Genomic DNA, 20046 nt, shown 5'->3' on the forward strand with positions numbered 1-20046 from the left:
ACAATGGGTTGGTGTCGTCGCAATCTGTTCCGCTTGTAGTAGCTGAGTATCCAGCTGGAGCTGAAGTTCCTGAACAAACTGAAGCCGTTCCGTTGTCCCATCCGTCACCATCAGCATCTACATAATAGGTAGCCAATTGATAGATTGACATATTGGTATCGTCACAATCAGTGTTGTTTGAAACATATCCTGAAGGAGCAGTACATGCAGTTGTTGAAACCGCTGCATTACCAAATCCGTCACCGTCAGCATCAGCATAGAATGTTGATCCTACAGTAACTTCTGCGTTGTTATCATCACAATCTTCACCAGCTGAAGTAGCTGAATATCCTGTTGGGATAGTAGCTCCGTAGCAAACTGAAGTTGCAGCACCAACTGTGTAACCATCACCATCAGCATCTACATAAAGCATTGCTGTTTGGTATTTGGTGGCATCGGCATCATCGCAATCTTCTCCATTTGAAATAAAAGAAAATCCACTTGGGATACTTATTCCATAACAAACTGACATAGTAGCTCCAACGGTAAAAGCATCTCCGTCAGCATCAACATAAAGCATAGCTGTTTGGTATTTGGTGGCATCGGCATCGTCGCAATCTTCTCCGTTGGTAAAGGCATTGTAGCCTAATGGAGCAGCTGCACCATAACAAACCTCAACTAAAGAACCAACTGTGTAGCCGTCGTTATCGGCATCAACATAGAAAAACCCGGATTGGAATACGGTTGCATTGTTGTCATTGCAATCTTCACCCAACGAAGTAGCTGAATAACCTGCCGGAACTGAAGTTCCATAACACATGGTCATTGCTGCCCCAACGGTATATCCGTCGCCATCGGCATCAAGATATAAATCACCTGTTCTGTATACAAGAATATTGTTGTCATCACAATCAGTAGCATTCACCGAATATCCAAGTGGTGGTGAAACGGCATTGAGGGCACAAACCACAACCGGGCTTCCGGTACCGTAATTATCGTGATCGGCATCAGTATAGAATTCATACGAAGCGTGTACAGATGCATTGCTATCGTTGCAATCAGTGTTATCACAAAGATAATTTACCGAACTGGTCGGGCATTGATCGTATGCTGTTTCAATCAAAGCATATTGACTCGGTAAAACAAGGCTGCGGTTGAAGTTTCCGCCGCCGTCGTTGGTTCCGCAAGTGCTGCTGATGTTTTGCTCACTGTATTGTGTTGCCCCGGAATTCCAAGTATTGTTGCGCAAGAATTTGTACTGAAGTTGTTGCCCTACCGCTGAAGCTGGGAACAAAACCGTTAATTCATAGATGTTGTTTCCGACTGATTTAAATTGGCTTCCGGCTGCGCTTGGCGACCAATCGGTTGGCAGTGAAGTTGAGCCACGTGTGGCAAAATTACCCGCTACATGCACACCGCCTGACTCAACGGTTTCGGCTGACATATTAACTCTGAAAGTCACCGCTATCGTACTTGAACTAGCACAATTTACCGGCGCACAAACCAAAGTAGCGGTGGATGTTCCGAAGCCATCGGCATCAGCATCAGCGTATAAAGTTGTTGCCTGATAGAGTAAACTGTTGGCATCGTCACAATCTGAGCCCAAAGTGCTCAAAGAAGTTCCGATTGGCAAAATCGAGCCATAGCAAATCGTCGCTGAACCGGCATCGTATCCGTCAGCATCAGCATCGGTATATAAAAGATTACTTTGGTAGACAGCAGCATTGTTATCGTTACAATCTTCTGCGCCAGAAGCATTATAGGCATAACCACTCGGCAAAGTAGCTCCGTAACATAGATTCAATATGCTTCCAACGGTATAACCATCGCCATCAACATCCACATAAACACTAGCGGTTTGATATACGGCTATGTTGTTGTCGTCGCAATCTTCGCCCAAAGAAGTCAATGAAGTTCCGGCAGGCTGAGTTGCGCCATAGCAAACCACGCTTCCAGCGCCTACAGTATAAAGATCTCCGTCAAGGTCGGTATACAACAAAGCGCTTCTGTAAATTGTAGAATCTGTATCATCACAATCTGAGTTATCGTTTGAATAACCAGCCGGTGGTGTTTGCTGATCAACAGCACATACAAATGAAACAATGCCTGTTCCTATTCCATCACCATCTAAATCATTGTGAAAATAAAAACTGGCGTGTTTGGTTGGGTCTTGATCGTCGCAATCGGTTGGATTATTGATGTAAGTAGTTCCTGCCGGCTGAACAGCTCCGATACAAGAAATACTTGAATTCCCGGCTGTAAAAGTATCGCCGTCTTCATCTACATACAAGCTCACCGCTTGATAAACAGCTGAATTGTTATCGTCACAATCTATACCCAAGCTGGTCAAGGAAGTTCCGGTTGGCAAAGTGGCTCCGTAACAAGTCGGAACAGCTCCTACTAAAGTGTAACCATCGCCATCAACATCGGTATACAAAGGTGCCGATTGGAATTTTGAGTTGTCGCTATCGTCACAATCACTGCCCAAAGTAGTTAATGAAGTATTCGGCGGTAAAGCACCATAACAAACAACTCCTGAAACCGCACCTGCGTCATAGCCATCGCCATCGGTATCGTAATAATAAGGATCGTTTCTGTAGATGGCCGAATCAGTATCATCACAATCACCGCCCACTAATGAATATCCTTCAGGAGCTGTGGTTCCGTTTTCGCCACAGGCTTGCCCCGGAGTTCCGGTTCCATAACCATCGGCATCGGCATCAACGTAAAATAAAAATGTGGTGTGTTTTAAGTTATCTGCATCGTCGCAATCAGTATTATCAGCTGAATATCCGACAGGTGCAGCACTAGCATTAGCCGCACAAAGCATTTCGGCTGTACCGCTGCCATATCCGTCGCCGTCGCCATCGACATAAAAAGCAAATGTGGTGTATTTGGTTGCATCGGCATCATCACAATCTTGGTCATTAGTTGAATAACCACTAGGTGCTGTATTGGCATCAACCGCACAAGCCAAATCAGTGGTTGTAGAACCATAACCATCGCCATCAGCATCAACATAAAACGCAAAAGTGGTATACTTGAGCGCGTTGGTATCGTCGCAATCTGTATTGTTTAATGAGTAATTATTTGGCGGTAAGAAATCAAACATCGCGCATACCGAAACCAAACTTCCAGCTCCATAACCATCACCATCGGCATCGGCATAAAACGGATAAGTTTGATAGTAATTGACGTCTGAATCATTACAATCAGTATTGTTGGTTGCGTAGTTAGCCGGAGGCGTGAACTCATCCTGAGCGCATACTTCCGTTAAAACACCCGTTCCGAACCCATCACCATCCTGATCGATATAAAATGAAAACAAACCGTGTTTGAGCGCGTCATTGTCGTTGCAATCTGTGGTGTCTGTTACGGCAGGATATCCTGCATACATCGGAGGCAGTCCGTCGCAACTTTGCAATGGATGATTGATATCTCCGTAGGTATCTCCGTCGGCATCAGCATAAAAAGTAGTTGGATTGCTCACTGTTACAGTTACTGAACCCGTTTGTGCATTAGAACACGAAGGCGTCGCGGCATCTTGTACACTAACCAATTCATAGGTAAAACTTCCTAAAGTTGAAGTCGGAACCGATACGCTAACGCTGTTGCCTGACGTTGTTGTTATGGTCTGGTTGCTGCCGGAATTTATTTTGTAGGTAAAAGTGTAAGGCGCTGTTCCGTCTGCTCCGTTGAAAATAATTTGGGCTGAAGCTCCGTTCAAACAAGCTGAAGTTGACGAAGCAGATATACTCGCAGTTGGCAAAGCTTTTACAGTTATGGTTCCGGAGTCAGCCGAGGTCAAACTCGAGGCACTTCCGCAGCTTCCGGTATAGCTCACTACGCAATAATAACTGTTGACTCCTACCACATTTGTAGGTGGCGAGTAGCTAGAAGCATTAGCACCACTAATCATCACCGCACCCGGATTGCTGTACCATTGATAACCTAAGTTATTTCCGTAGGCGGCAACCGACAAAGCTGTTGACGAACCGTTCAAACAAATACTCTGTGCACTTGTTGCCGGTTGTGTAAATATTTTTGGATAGCCAACGGTTAGATTATTAAAGAAGAAATCATTGGTAGATCCGTTACCGGCATTGCTGTTGAAGAATTCAATTGAAGCCGGAATTTGGCTTCCAGCTGTAGTGGCAAACGAACGCCCGTTGAGAACCGTTGTAACGCCTAAACGCGTAATGGAAATCGCATACGTATTGGCCGCTGTATAAGCCAGTGTAATATTGCTCAAACCGGCTGTGGTAAAATTAACGCCCGTGTCATTTACAGTACTGCCCACGCCATCATACAAAGAATATTGAGTTGCTCCGCCGATGAATCTAAATTCCATCAAAACATTATTGTTGGCATTGCGCAGTCTGAAGCCGACTTTGTTTCCGGTATCAACCGATCCATTGTCAAAGCCCATACTGACGGTTTGCCCAATGGATAGCTCAGCAGCAAAAGGTCTGTTGGCTGTAGTAACTCCGCCGGAATTGGCATACAAACCCCAAGCAGTTCCGATGTCAGAACCTCCGGTAAAAGTACCGCCGCTACCCGTAACTGAATAAGCCCAAGCGCCAAAGCCTTGTCCTCCGTTACCCCCGTTTGAAATGGTATAAGTAGCCGTATCATTCGGAAATCCGCCAATGGTAATTGGCCCAGAAACATCACTGGTTACAATCGTTGGCGCGCAAGCTCCGCCCACAACACAATAATAATAAACCGTTGAGCCGGTGTAAGTTGGTGTATAACTGTTGGAAGTAGCTCCGCTGATGAGGGTTCCGCCGGTATTTGAAGCACTCGTGTTGCGGTACCATTGATAGGTTAAACTGCTACCGTTGGCCGTGATAGATAACGCAGTAGCTGAAGTTCCTAAACATATATTTTGAGCCGAAGTTGACGGCTGTGCACTAATAGAAGTTGCAGCGGCTATACTTACCGACAAGGAGCGCGATGGGCTATCACCTTGTGCATTTTGAGCCACTACCGAAATGGTTCCTCCGGTGGATGAAGCCGTTACGGTGATGCTGTTGGTTGAGCTTGAACCTATCCATCCTGAAGGCAAAGTCCAAACATAACTCGTGGCATTGGTATCATTGGTAACGCTGTAGGTTTGAGATGATCCGTTACAAACCACTGCATTTCCTGAAATAACACTAGGTTGTGCCGGAGCCACAGGAGCCGAAACTACGGTGTATGTATAATTTGCCCCTGAATTGTTGTTTAAATTGATGGTCATCAAATCGGCATCAGCACCGGTAATTGAAGCTGGTGTTCCCGATGTGAATAAATAATATGAAACATTGGCTCCCACGGCTTGTGCGGGAATATTAGCCGTGTACACAGTTCCGGAACCCGTCATCTGAACCACTGTTGAACTAGCATAAGAATCAGTAGTATATCTGAGCCAAACTCCTTGTCCGGTTGACAATGAACCATCCAGGTTTGCAGTAACTGTAACTGCTTGGCTTTGGTTGGGTGTTGTGATATTTCTGCTAGCTGAGCTAATGCTTCGCAGTGGGCCTTGAATTTCAAATGCCGCGACTCTGGCTGATGTTCCTGAACCTACCGTTTTAAAAACTACTCGAGTTGCTGAAAACGGATTGGCTAAATTCATATAATAAGCTTTACCTCCGCCACCGGTATTGGTTTGCAAAGTACTGATGCTGTTGGCAGCCAAGAGAATATCAGTAGTAGTGCTGTTGGGTGAGAAATTGGTTCCACCCGACAAGGCGCTGTAAAACCTAAAATACTGATTTCCTGAACCATTGGGCGATACAATCGCAATGTTGGTTCCGGCCACAGTTGACATCAAACTGGCTGCATTTTGATTCCAGTTGTTGGGCGGATTGTAATTGCCGCTCGAGAAATAAACCGGTGATTGCGCCCTGAGCCCAAATGTGCTGAGCACCAAAAAGAGAATAAAGAAAAAAGGGTTGATGAAATAATGGGGCAAAGCAGTAAAATCGCGGTGGAGTTTTCTTTTCATAAATGAATGAGTTTGATTAAAAACAACTCGCTTTTTGAATAGCTATCATTCTAAAAGACAAGTTATTTGCTTTGTTTTAACTCATAAACTTAAATATTTTTTAACTGCCTTTTAACATCCTATTTTTTAATTAGAAAACTATAACGTTTTCGTGTTGATAAATTCTGATTTTTTGGAATTATTTTTCTGATTGTTTCATTTATCGGCTCATCAGAACTGCTTTGGAAAAATTTAAAACGGATATACCGCAAACACAAAGTTGTTATAGCTGCCTTCCCAAATTACGTAATCTGTTCCGTCTACTACTCCGTCTCCGTTTAAGTCTGAAGCAAATATACCAAAAGCAAAGTTGTTATAATCACCTTCCCAGAGCACGTAATCGGTTCCGTCAACAACATCATCCGATGAAATATCTCCTGTATAAAAAGCAAAAACACCGACCTCAACTTCTTTCATATTACCCGCATACGCTTTTGATGCTGAAGTTGTAAAGTCATAATTTACGGATGATGAACTTCCGATTGTTACTGGTGCTGCTGACCATGTTTGAACTGTGTTTGCCCCTTTTACAGCAATGTAATAATCTCCGGCTGGGGCAGTTGTAAAGGTAGCAGTCAAAGTTCCGTTGGTGTGTAATGTGGCTAAAGCAGTCTCAACTAATGCATAAGTAGTAGCATGGTGCAATTCTATGGTTATATCTTCAACTTCTGTGATGGGTGAGACAAAATCTTGGTTGAATTTAACGGAGTTCATTAATCCGCTGCTCATGTAGTAACCTTCAATAAACAACTTCATATGAACAACCCCTCCTGTACAACTGAGGGTTAGATTGGCATTGTTGTCATTGCAATCTTGTTGATTGCTCACATAACCTAAAGGCGCTTCACAAGCCAAGGTATTCACCGCCGGATTCCCATATCCATCTGCATCTGCATCTGCATAAAAATTTATCGGACTGTTGATGGTAAGGTTTAAAGTAGTTGTGTGTGTACAACCGCTTTCTGTGGGCGTTATGTGCTGGTAACTTCCACCAACCGAATAAACATTTGCGTTCAATGGCCAAGTATAGGTTCCGCAACTTGTGACTGTTTGTGTCGAAAAGGTATTTTGACATGTTTCAGCCAACTGAATTGTTCCCAGAGCGGTTAGTAAAGTTAACTGGGTTGAATTAGAGGTACGTGTACCGATTGTTGGATAACTCCAGGTTGATCCATTGTATAACCCACCGCTCATTTGAGCTGTATCGGCACCCGAATCTAAATCGTTGTTCAAATAATTCATCACCGCATTGTAAGTACTGAAAGTCAGTCCATTGTTGGTGAGTGTCCAATGGCGGTTAACCGATTTATTGACCAGTAAAGTTGATGAACTTATTGAAGAAGCATCGCCAGTAGTTGTCTTTGCGGTTATAGTTCCTGTAGATGTAACTGAAGCAAAGCCAATACTCAAAGGCGTGTAAGCACTTTCTAAAGCATCACCAATCTCAAAAGTATCAGACAATTTTGTGGCGCTAAAAGTTTTTCTAAACAACCCGTAAACATGGCCTGATGATCGAGAAACCGAACCATTAGCCGTAAGCACCAAAGTATTTGAACCCGTATTGATTACACCGCTGGTCAGAGTTAAGACTCCATCAACTTGTGTATTGACCGAATTGGCTAACAACAAACCACTCTGATTATTGATTTGGAGTCCTTTGAATGTAGTTGAAGCCGAACCCAATATGGACTGTTCAAAAATTCCATTGAAGATGACTTTAGCAGTTCCGGGGGTAAAGGTTCCGTTATTGGTCAAATTCCCTTTTAAGTTGATATCGAGGTTATTGGCCTCAAGAGTTCCGCCTAGAATTTTCAAATCATTTTGAATCACAATAGCATTATTCACCAATTGCATCTTTGGGTTGTTGTTGTTAAATACAGTCAAATTGTAAAAAGGTACTGTGGTAGAAACTCTGATGGTTTGGTTGATGGGCGTTGATGAATTCCCTATTTGAATTGTTCCGCCAAGCACGGTATTTATATTTGCGACATTGCTGTAATCCGTTGAATTCGAACATGCGCGAACCAAAGCCAATGTACCTCCTGTCAAAGTAAAAGTAACATTGGCAGTCATTTCAAAAAGTGCTCTTGTTGTACTTGTAGAACCCAAAATCCCCACATTGACTGTTCCGCCAGATTGCTGATAAGTTCCAGATGAAGTTGCGCTGTTGGGCGAAATACGTCCGGTGATGTTAAAAGTTCCGCCTTCAATGATGAACTTTCCGTTGTTGAGATAAGTAATATTGTTGCCTTGTGCTGTGCCAAAATTGAGCGTTCCGGCACTTAATCGGATCAAACCTGCATTATTAAAAATCGAATAATTCCCAAAATTGACCGTCCCTGCGTTGACCCACAAACCTTGTCCGGAATTGATGGAAGTAGAGACAATAAAAGGGGTCAAAGTAGAATTACTCGAAAGTTTGAATGTTCCAGATGTTATATTTAGAGGAACACTCGGCGAACTCAGCGCAATCACAGAATTCACTTCAAGTATGTTATCTACAACGCCTTTGGTGACTTTTAACGTGTAAAAAGTAGTCGATGACGCACCGTATATTTCTTGATAGCTATTGGTTGCGTTAAAGTCAACCACTCCGATTCCCGGATTGAAGGTTCCGTTGTTTTGCCAATCTCCTGAAACCGAAAGTGTGTATGAAGTTGCATTATTCATGGTCAAACTCGCTCCTGAATGAATGGTCAAAGAACCACAAAGCGCTCCCGCTGCATTAATTTGCGGCTGAAAAGGTGCCGAAGAATTAATCACCACATTATCATTGACCGTTGGTACTGAACCTGCTGCCCAATTAGACGCATTGAACCAATCTGAAGAAACTGTTCCTGTCCAGCTAAAACCTACGCAATTTATATCTCCCGGCGTTTTGGTTAGGGCAATGGTTCTTTGCCCCTCAGAAGCATTGGTCAGAGCACTTACTGCATAGTATTCATTAACGGTAGTACTTTGTCCTGTGAGCTCAGCACTAGCTCCAGAAAAGGTAATATTGGCCGTTACTTCTTGCATGTATTGTGCGCCTAAACGATAAATTTTATAGGCAGTTGCTCCGTTAACGGGAGACCATTTAAGCGTGACAACATCTGCACAAGCTTTGATAATTCTGAAATTTTCAGGGGTGTTCCCTATATAATTCACATCACTATAGGCAGTGATTCCGTTGCGCTGAATGCGAAATTTAATCGTATTAACTCCTGTAACTTGCGGAGCTATCCATCGATAGACCCTTTTGGCAGCATCAAAATTAGCAACAATTTGATTCCAAACGCCTGAACCGTTTAGTTCATAAGCCAAGTTAAAAACATTGCTTTCACCATAACTATCCCAGCGCAAAAAGTAAACTTCTCCGGGAATGAATTTTTCATTGACCAACGGATACGCCATGCTGAGTTCATTCATCAATATTTCATAAACCACAAAATATCGCTGCGGTCCCATGGGTACAGATGCACCGCTGATTTGTACCGTCCATAATCCTGATTGAGGATTATCAACGGTAACTTGCTCAATGGTATTGATATTATCTGTTCCTCTGCTAGCCGGATTGCTCAAATTAATTGCATTAGGCGTTGTGTCAAGTACCCATGGTAAATAAGTTGTATTGGCCGGATCCTTTACGCTCAGATTCAAATTATTAACAATCGCAGGGTTTGCATTAACCGCAGCAGCAGCATCTGGCCAGACTATCATAACGCGAATTTGTTTCGCATTGGCCGGCACTGTAATCGTTTGTGCTTGATTTTGGCCATTTGAGATGGTTGTCGTCCAATATTTGTTCTGAGCTATGGTTTGGTATGCCCTGCGCAAATTGGGACGCCCATATCCATGAATATGATCCGGACCCGAGTTACCCAAATCATCAGCCGTGTTCATCATAACGGCTCTAAGTAAAGAAGAGGCAGGTTCAACACCGGCATTTAAAGCTTTATAGGCTTGAGTAAGTTGAGCTATTTCGCCAACAAATTTGGGTGATGCATATGAGGTTCCTTCCATTCCCTCTACCACCATTTGTGGAATAATCCGTCCGTCGTACATGGGGCCGCGACTGCTGAATCCGGTAATGACATCTTCAGAGTTCAATGCCCCAATAGAAACTTGATTTTTATTTTGTTTCACTTGACCGGTAATGTTGCCCCAACCCGCAAAAGCATACGGAGCATATCCGATCTCTGTTCCTGAATTGCCCGAAGAATATGAAACCAAATGATTGGGCAATGCGGCAATGCGCAAATCATGATCTCTAGCTGAACTGTCATATCCGCCAGAAATAGAATATCCGTAAGAATGGTTGGTAAAACGTAAATTGTGCGAACTGTACAAACTACTGTAATTGGGCCCTCCATCAGCGCTAAGCACAGTGGCGCCCCATGCGTTGTTTCGGTTTTTAGGATCTTGATTTCCGGCACTAGCTGCATTTTGAGCAGTTCCCAACTTGTGATCTGAAACCGTGGTTGATGTGCCTACTTCTTGAGTTCTGCCTTTGATGTCGATTAAATTGTTCAGCAAACCATCTTCGCCAATGGCTATAACCACACCTGCACCGTTGTAATTTAGTCCATTGTAACCCGTATTCAAATAATTCGATCGCGCTGTGGTGTTGCGGTAACTGTAATTATCTTCAGCTTTGGCCGGTTCAAGCATAGCACCAATAAATTGCACATAGGGCAAATCTGTAATTTGATTTAATTTTGAAACAGGAAAAACTACATCAAGTTGTCCGGCATAATCACGCTGAGCAATTACTTTGATACCTTGTGCTTGCAAATCGCTCACAACTTGGGTCTTATCAAGCATTCGATAATAACTCAAAATAAACTGTGCTGATGTTCCTGTGATGCTATAGGAAGGAACTCCTTTGCTTTGCAATACAGATTCTAATTTAAACACCCGTTCAACCTCAAAAACAGCTCTTGCATCTCGGCGCAAACTGGCAAGATTAAAATTCATTGAAATAGCCACAAAATAGGTATTGGCCGAGAGATAATCGGTTAACAACAAACCTTGTTGCTCCCATTGTTTTTTTTGTTCATCTGATGGAAGTTCATAAAATTGTATCAACCGAAAATAATATCCCGCAAACGAACTGCCTTTGAGCTGGTTGAACTGATCAGATGGGGTTGCTTGAACTTCAAAACTACCCAATGAATTTTGAATGGTATAACGATTATTTTGTTGTGCTGTGGCACCTTCAAAAACAAACAAAAGACTAAAGATGAAAAAGTAAACAACATATTTTTTCAAAAGAGCATTCAAAAGCCGAAACGAGTTCTTCATATAAGCAATTTGTATTTATACAAAAACCAATCTGATCAAGATTGTGATAGGGTAAATCTAAACAATTTTTAACATGAATTGAAACTACAAAAAAATCTAACCAAATGATTTTCAATTAAGCATAAAAAAAAAGAACCTTCTTTTTAGGGAAGGCTCTTTGGATAATTATTTATGCTTGACCTGTAGGTCCAAAGTTCAAAGGAATCGGCGGGTGCTCGGAGTCTTTGATTTCTCCGTGGGCCATTTCAAAGCGGTGTACATTTTCGGCCAAAGCTTTCACCAATCGCTTGGCGTGCTGCGGCGTCAAAACCACTCTTGATTTTACCTTTGCCTTCGGTGTTCCGGGCATGATACAAACAAAATCTACAACAAATTCTGAAGGAGAATGATTGATAATAGCAAGATTAGAATAAATTCCTTCTGCCATAGCCTCATCAATCTCAATGTTGATTTGTCCTTGCTGTGGTTGATTAGAATCGCTCATACTAGTAAATGTATTCTTCTTTGTTAGCCATCATTTCGTTGTAATCGTCTTTTGATCCTACAATGGTATGATCATAATCACGCATACCGGTTCCGGCAGGGATTCTGTGTCCGACAATAACGTTTTCTTTCAAGCCTTCTAGTTTATCAACTTTACCAGCAACAGCAGCTTCGTTCAATACTTTGGTTGTTTCTTGGAACGATGCAGCCGAGATAAAGGACTTAGTTTGTAACGATGCTCTGGTAATTCCTTGCAAAATTGGTGTTCCGGTAGCCGTAATAACATCACGGGTAGTCACCAAGTTTTTATCGGCGCGTTTGAGCAATGAGTTTTCATCGCGCAATTCACGTGGCGTTACAATTTGTCCCGGTTTCAAGTTGTCAGAATCTCCGGCATCAACCACCACTTTCATTCCGTAGAGTTTATCGTTTTCGTCGATAAAGTCTTTGGTGTGGATGAGTTGCTCTTCAAGGAATAAAGTATCTCCCGGATCTTCTACGCGTACTTTACGCATCATCTGACGGATGACTACCTCAAAGTGTTTATCGTTGATTTTTACCCCTTGCAAACGATATACTTCTTGAATTTCGTTGACCAAGTATTGTTGCACCGCTGACGGACCTTGAATTCTGAGGATATCTTCTGGCGTAATGGCACCGTCTGAAAGCGGAGCACCGGCTCTTACGAAGTCATTCTCTTGCACCAAGATTTGGCTAGATAATTTCACCAAGTATTTCTTGATTTCACCAAATTTAGATTCGATGACAATCTCGCGGTTACCACGTTTGATTTTACCGAACGTAACAACTCCGTCAATCTCAGAAACTACCGCTGGATTCGATGGATTACGAGCTTCAAGCAACTCGGTAATTCTCGGAAGACCTCCGGTAATATCACCTGCTTTAGATGAACGACGCGGAATTTTAACGAGTACTTTACCGGCTTTAATTTTCTCGCCGTTTTCAACCATCAAGTGGGCCCCTACCGGTAAGTTGTATGAACGGATGAGTTCATCATCTTTGCCATACACCAAAAGGGTTGGGATGAGTTTTTTATTTCTTGATTCAGAGATTACTTTTTCTTGGAATCCGGTTTGCTCATCGATTTCAACTTGGAACGATTGCCCTTGTTCTAAATCTTCATAAGCAATTTTTCCGGTAAACTCAGAAACGATTACCCCGTTATATGGATCCCATTTACAAATGGTATCACCTTTAGCAATAGCATCACCGTCTTTTACGAAAATGCTAGAACCGTATGGAATATTGTGTGTATTGAGTACGATGCCTGTTTTCAAATCAACGAGTTTGAGCTCAGTTGAACGTGAAATAACAATATCCACAGTATTACCTTCAGTGTCTTCACCTTTAACCGTTTTGAGGTCTTCGATTTCAATACGACCGTCAAAACGAGCTACTAAACTTGACTCTTCAGAAATGTTACCCGCAGTACCACCCACGTGGAAGGTACGAAGGGTCAACTGTGTACCCGGCTCACCAATGGATTGAGCTGCAATAACTCCGACAGCTTCACCAATTTGGGTCATTCTACCGGTAGCCAAGTTACGCCCGTAACATTTAGCACAAATACCTTTATGCGCTTCACAAGTCAAGGCTGAACGAACTTCAACTGCTTCAAGCGGAGAAGCTTCAATTTCGCGAACAATATGCTCCGTGATTTGTTGTCCGGCATAAGCCATAACTTCGGAAGTCAATGGGTTTACCACATCGTTCAAAGCAACACGTCCTAAAATACGCTCGCCTAAACTTTCAACGATTTCTTCGTTTTTCTTCAAGGCTGTTACTTCAATTCCGCGTAAAGTTCCGCAATCGTCTTGGTTGACAATTACATCTTGAGAAACGTCATGCAAACGACGCGTCAAGTAACCCGCATCAGCCGTTTTAAGCGCCGTATCGGCCAAACCTTTACGAGCACCGTGCGTAGAGATGAAGTATTCTAAGATCGAAAGTCCTTCTTTAAAGTTAGAAAGAATCGGGTTCTCAATAATTTCACCACCACCGGCAGTTGATTTTTTAGGTTTTGCCATCAATCCACGCATACCGGTGAGCTGACGAATTTGCTCTTTCGAACCACGCGCTCCAGAATCCAACATCATGTATACCGAGTTAAAACCTTGTTGGTCTTCACGGATGTTTTTCATGGCTAATTCTGTAAGCAATGCGTTGGTTGATGTCCATACGTCAATGACTTGGTTATAACGCTCGTTGTTGGTAATAAGTCCCATGTTGTAGTTCATGGTAATTCCTTCCACTTGCTCACGAGCATCAGCGATCAATTCATCTTTTCTTTGAGGAATGATGATATCACCCAATGAGAATGACAATCCACCGCGGAAGGCGAATTTGTATCCCATATCTTTCATGTTATCCAAGAAAGCAGCTGTAGTTGGAACATCAGTTACCGCAAGGATTCTTCCGATGATATCACGCAAAGATTTTTTAGTCAATACTTCGTTGATATATCCGGCAGCCTCAGGCACTACTTCATTAAAGAGTACACGACCTGCAGTAGTTTGAATGATTTTCCAAACGAGTTGTCCTTCTTCATTGAAATCTTTCGCTCTGATTTTTACACGAGCGTTGAGTTCTAATTTTCCTTCGTTTAAGGCGATGTTTACTTCTTCAGCAGAATAAAACGTCAAACCTTCACCTAAAATTTTGTGCTCAGGAGTTGACAATCTTTCTTTGGTCATATAGTACAGACCCAAAACCATGTCTTGTGAAGGTACCGTGATCGGCGCTCCGTTGGCAGGGTTCAAAATATTGTGCGATGCCAACATCAACAATTGAGCTTCTAAAATAGCCTCAGGCCCAAGTGGCAAGTGTACCGCCATTTGGTCACCGTCAAAATCCGCGTTGAACGCCGTACAAGTAAGCGGGTGCAACTGGATTGCTTTTCCTTCAATCAATTTAGGTTGGAAAGCCTGAATACCCAAACGGTGCAAGGTTGGAGCACGGTTGAGCAATACCGGGTGTCCTTTGATTACGTTTTCAAGGATATCCCAAACTACCGGCTCTTTTTTATCAATGATTTTTTTAGCAGATTTGACTGTTTTTACAATTCCGCGCTCAATGAGTTTGCGAATTACAAACGGTTTAAACAATTCAGCCGCCATATCTTTTGGCAAACCACACTCGTACATTTTGAGTTCAGGTCCAACGACAATCACCGAACGCGCAGAATAATCCACACGTTTACCCAAAAGGTTTTGACGGAAACGACCTTGCTTACCTTTTAATGAATCAGAAAGTGATTTAAGCGGACGGTTGGATTCGGTTTTAACCGCTGATGCTTTACGTGTGTTGTCAAATAAGGAATCAACTGATTCTTGCAACATACGTTTTTCATTGCGCAAGATTACTTCAGGCGCTTTGATTTCCATCAATCTTTTCAAACGGTTGTTACGGATGATTACACGACGGTATAAATCGTTCAAATCTGAAGTGGCAAAACGACCTCCATCAAGCGGCACAAGTGGACGCAATTCTGGCGGAATTACCGGAATGACTTTCATGATCATCCACTCAGGACGATTCTCGCGGTCAAGATTAGACTCACGGAATGACTCCACAACTTGCAAACGCTTGAGCGCTTCTGTTTTACGTTGTTTAGACGTTTCGTTGTTGGCAGAGTGACGCAATTCATAAGATAAGGCATCTAAATCAGTTCTGGCCAACAAATCCATGATACACTCAGCACCCATTTTGGCGATGAATTTGTTTGGATCCGTATCGTCTAAATATTGGTTTTCTTGCGGAAGGGTATCTAAAATATTTAAATACTCTTCTTCAGTTAAAAAGTCTAATTTTTCAATCGGTTCCCCGTCAGGATGCTTGGCGATACCGGCTTGAATCACCACATAACGCTCATAGTAAATAATCATGTCGAGTTTCTTAGACGGCAAGCCCAAGATATACCCAATTTTATTAGGCAATGATCTGAAGTACCAAATGTGTGCAATCGGCACTACCAAATTGATGTGTCCCACACGGTCGCGACGTACTTTTTTCTCAGTAACTTCAACACCGCATCGGTCACAAATGATTCCTTTGTAACGGATTCTTTTATATTTACCACAAGCACATTCAAAGTCTTTTACAGGACCAAAAATACGCTCACAGAAAAGACCGTCGCGCTCTGGCTTGTGTGTTCTATAGTTAATGGTTTCCGGTTTAAGCACCTCGCCTCTTGATTCAGCCAGGATTGATTCCGGAGAAGCCAATCCAATCGAGATTTTGTCGAATCTTTTGATCAGATTTTTTTCTTTGTTATTTCTATTATTCATCATAGTCGTTACTATTGATTATTTTGAAATTATTTTAGTTGTCGGCTCCAGGTTGTCAGCTAAATAATAAGCGGACAACCCGGAACTGATAACAGTCTTATTCTTCTAAACGGATGTCTAATCCTAGACCTTTGAGTTCGTGCATCAATACGTTGAATGATTCAGGAAGTCCTGGTTCTGGCATCGTCTCACCTTTAACAATGGCCTCATACGTTTTGGCTCTACCAATTACGTCGTCAGACTTCACTGTTAAGATTTCACGTAGGGTACTTGAAGCACCGTAGGCCTCGAGTGCCCAAACCTCCATCTCTCCGAAACGCTGACCTCCGAATTGAGCTTTACCACCCAATGGTTGTTGCGTAATGAGTGAGTATGGACCAATAGAACGCGCGTGCATTTTGTCATCAACCATGTGACCCAACTTAAGCATGTAAATCACACCTACTGTAGCCGCTTGGTGGAAACGCTCTCCGGTTCCGCCATCATAAAGATGCGTGTGTCCGAATCTTGGTACACCAGCTTGGTCGGTAAGCGCATTGATTTCATCAAGTGTAGCTCCGTCAAAGATTGGCGTTGCGAATTTTTTACCGAGTTTTTGTCCGGCCCAACCGAGTACGGTTTCATAGATCTGACCAATGTTCATACGCGATGGCACCCCTAGTGGATTGAGTACGATATCAACCGGTGTTCCGTCTTCTAAGAAAGGCATATCTTCTTGACGAACAATACGCGCCACAATACCTTTGTTACCGTGACGACCCGCCATCTTATCACCCACTTTGAGCTTACGTTTTTTAGCGATGTACACTTTGGCCAATTTCAAGATTCCTGCTGGTAATTCATCACCCACAGTAATCGTGAATTTCTCTCTTCTGAGTGCACCTTGAAGATCGTTCAACTTAATTTTGTAGTTGTGGATCAAATCGTTTACCAATTTGTTGGTTACGTCATCAGCCACCCACTGACCTTTGCTTAAGTGAGCAAAATCTTCAACGGCGTGTAACATTTTGAGTGTGTATTTTTTACCTTTTGGCAAAACTTCTTCACCCAAATCGTTCATGACTCCTTGAGAGGTTTTTCCGTTGACGATTAAGAATAATTTCTCAACCAATTTATCTTTAAGTTCAACGAACTTAGTTTCAAATTCCATTTCTAAAGCCGTGAGCGCATCTTTATCTTGTGTGCGTTTGCGTTTGTCTTTTACGGCTCTAGCAAATAATTTTTTGTCTAATACAACTCCGCTGAGTGATGGTGAAGCTTTAAGCGAAGCATCTTTTACATCACCGGCTTTGTCACCGAAAATCGCTCTAAGGAGTTTTTCTTCAGGTGTTGGATCAGATTCTCCTTTTGGCGTGATTTTACCGATGAGGATATCCCCAGGTTTTACTTCAGCACCAATTCGGATCATACCGTTTTCATCCAAATCTTTAGTAGCTTCTTCAGAAACGTTCGGGATGTCATTGGTCAATTCTTCGTTACCCAATTTGGTATCGCGTACCTCGAGTGAATAATCATCCACGTGAATAGACGTAAATATATCGTCGCGTACTACTTTTTCAGAGATTACAATCGCATCCTCGAAGTTGTATCCTTTCCATGGCATAAAGGCCACTTTCAAGTTACGACCCAAAGCAAGCTCTCCGTTTTGCGTAGCGTATCCTTCGCAAAGTACTTGTCCTAATTTAACGCGATCGCCTTTTCGAACAATCGGCTTCAAGTTAATAGAAGTACTCTGATTGGTTTTTCTGAATTTAATGAGTTGATAGGTTTTCTCATCCGCTTCAAAACTCACCATACGCTCTTCTTCGGTACGGTCATATTTGATGGTGATGATGTTGGCATCAACGTATTCAACAACTCCGTTTCCTTCGGCATTAATCAATACACGAGAATCTGAAGCTACTTGACGCTCTAAACCGGTTCCTACAATCGGAGCTTCAGGACGCAACAATGGTACGGCCTGACGCATCATGTTGGATCCCATGAGCGCACGGTTCGCATCATCATGCTCCAAGAACGGAATAAGCGATGCAGAAATCGATGCAATCTGGTTAGGCGCTACGTCGGTATAGTGAACCACTGACGGCTCTACAACCGGGAAGTCACCTTCTTCACGGGCAATAACTTTATCAGCCGTGATTTTTCCGTTGTCATCCATGGCGATGTTGGCCTGAGCGATCATCTTGCCTTCTTCTTCTTCAGCACTTAAGTATATAGGAGCTGCATTCAAATCAACTTTACCGTTTTTCACTTCGCGGTAAGGCGTTTCAATAAAGCCCATATTGTTTACTTTGGCGTATACACCCAAAGATGAAATCAAACCGATGTTTGGACCTTCAGGAGTTTCAATCGGACACAAACGACCGTAGTGCGTATAGTGAACGTCACGAACCTCAAACCCTGCGCGCTCTCTTGAAAGACCGCCTGGCCCTAAAGCTGAAAGACGACGTTTGTGCGTGATCTCGGCCAATGGATTGGTTTGATCCATAAACTGAGATAACTGGTTGGTTCCGAAGAATGAGTTAATTACAGACGAAAGTGTTTTGGCATTGATCAAATCAATCGGCGTAAACACCTCGTTGTCGCGCACATTCATACGCTCACGGATGGTTCTGGCCATACGAGCCAAACCAATGCCGAATTGTTGTGACAACTGCTCCCCTACGGTTCTTACACGACGGTTGGACAAGTGGTCAATATCATCAATCTCAGCTTTTGAATTAATGAGCTCAATCAAGTATTTTACGATGGTGATGATGTCTTCTTTAGTCAACACCTGTTTGTCCATCGGAATGTCCAAGTTGAGTTTTTTGTTCATTCTGTAACGACCTACTTCACCTAAGTTGTAACGTTGGTCAGAGAAGAACAATTTATCGATAATGCCACGAGCGGTTTCTTCATCAGGTGGTTCTGCATTACGCAACTGACGGTAAATGTGCTCTACGGCTTCTTTTTCAGAGTTGGTTGGGTCTTTTTGTAGCGTATTGTGGATGATTGAATAATCAGCCGTATTGGTATTTTCTTTGTGCAACAAAATAGACTTCACATTGGCATCAATGATCTCTTCAACATTGTCTTTGTCAATGATGGTGTCACGATCTAAGATGATTTCGTTACGCTCAATAGATACTACTTCTCCAGTATCTTCGTCAACGAAATCTTCGTGCCATGTGTTCAATACACGCGCAGCCAATTTACGGCCGATGTATTTTTTAAGTCCTGTTTTAGATACTTTGATTTCTTCTGCCAAGTCAAAGATCTCGAGAATGTCTTTATCACGCTCAAAACCGATGGCACGGAACAAAGTAGTTACAGGTAATTTTTTCTTACGATCGATGTACGCATACATAACGCTGTTGATATCGGTCGCGAATTCAATCCATGATCCTTTGAATGGGATAACACGGGCAGAATAAAGTTTGGTTCCATTGGCGTGGAAAGATTGTCCGAAGAATACGCCCGGAGAACGGTGTAATTGCGAAACAACTACGCGCTCAGCCCCGTTAATAACAAACGTACCGCTGGGTGTCATGTAAGGAATGGTTCCTAAATACACATCTTGCACGATAGTTTCAAAGTCTTCATGCTCTGGATCGGTACAGTACAATTTAAGTCTCGCTTTGAGCGGAACGCTGTAGGTCAATCCTCTTTCAATACACTCTTGAATGCTGTAACGTGGTGGGTCAACAAAATAATCTAGGAACTCCAACACAAAGTTGTTACGGGTATCTGTGATAGGGAAGTTCTCCATGAAGGTGTTGTACAACCCTTCATTGCCTCGCTCGTCTGATTTGGTTTCCAGTTGGAAGAAATCTTTGAACGACTTAACCTGAACATCTAAGAAATCCGGATAATCGGGGATGTTTTTGGTCGAGGCAAAATTCAATCTTTCAGTCTGATTTGTGATCATCAATGGACAAAATTTTGATTAAAAAAAAGTAATTTTTTGTGTTTAAAAACACG

The 20046-nt window shown here is 42.7% G+C and carries 4 protein-coding genes and 1 pseudogene; all 5 read right to left on the bottom strand.

The window, feature by feature from the left end; genetic code table 11:
* Window positions 1-5971, bottom strand: a pseudogene (locus KIH23_RS00005) (hypothetical protein); the annotation flags it as partial.
* A gap of 231 nt (window positions 5972-6202) precedes the next feature.
* Complete coding sequence (locus KIH23_RS00010; protein ID WP_213210599.1) at window positions 6203-11293, bottom strand: S8 family serine peptidase; 5091 nt, start codon at window positions 11291-11293, stop codon at window positions 6203-6205.
* Between the two features lie 169 nt (window positions 11294-11462).
* Complete coding sequence (locus KIH23_RS00015) at window positions 11463-11777, bottom strand: DUF3467 domain-containing protein (RefSeq protein ID WP_213210600.1); 315 nt, start codon at window positions 11775-11777, stop codon at window positions 11463-11465.
* A gap of 1 nt (window position 11778) precedes the next feature.
* Window positions 11779-16086: a DNA-directed RNA polymerase subunit beta' gene (gene rpoC, locus KIH23_RS00020; protein ID WP_213210601.1), complete on the bottom strand. Its 4308-nt coding sequence runs from the start codon at window positions 16084-16086 to the stop codon at window positions 11779-11781.
* A 94-nt stretch (window positions 16087-16180) separates the two neighbouring features.
* Entirely contained in the window at window positions 16181-19993 is a 3813-nt protein-coding gene (gene rpoB / locus KIH23_RS00025; RefSeq protein ID WP_213210602.1) for a DNA-directed RNA polymerase subunit beta, read from the bottom strand.
* Window positions 19994-20046: the final 53 nt, after the last annotated feature.

It is taken from the genome of Flavobacterium sp. CYK-55 (assembly GCF_018413465.1).
Classification (GTDB): Bacteria; Bacteroidota; Bacteroidia; order Flavobacteriales; family Flavobacteriaceae; genus Flavobacterium.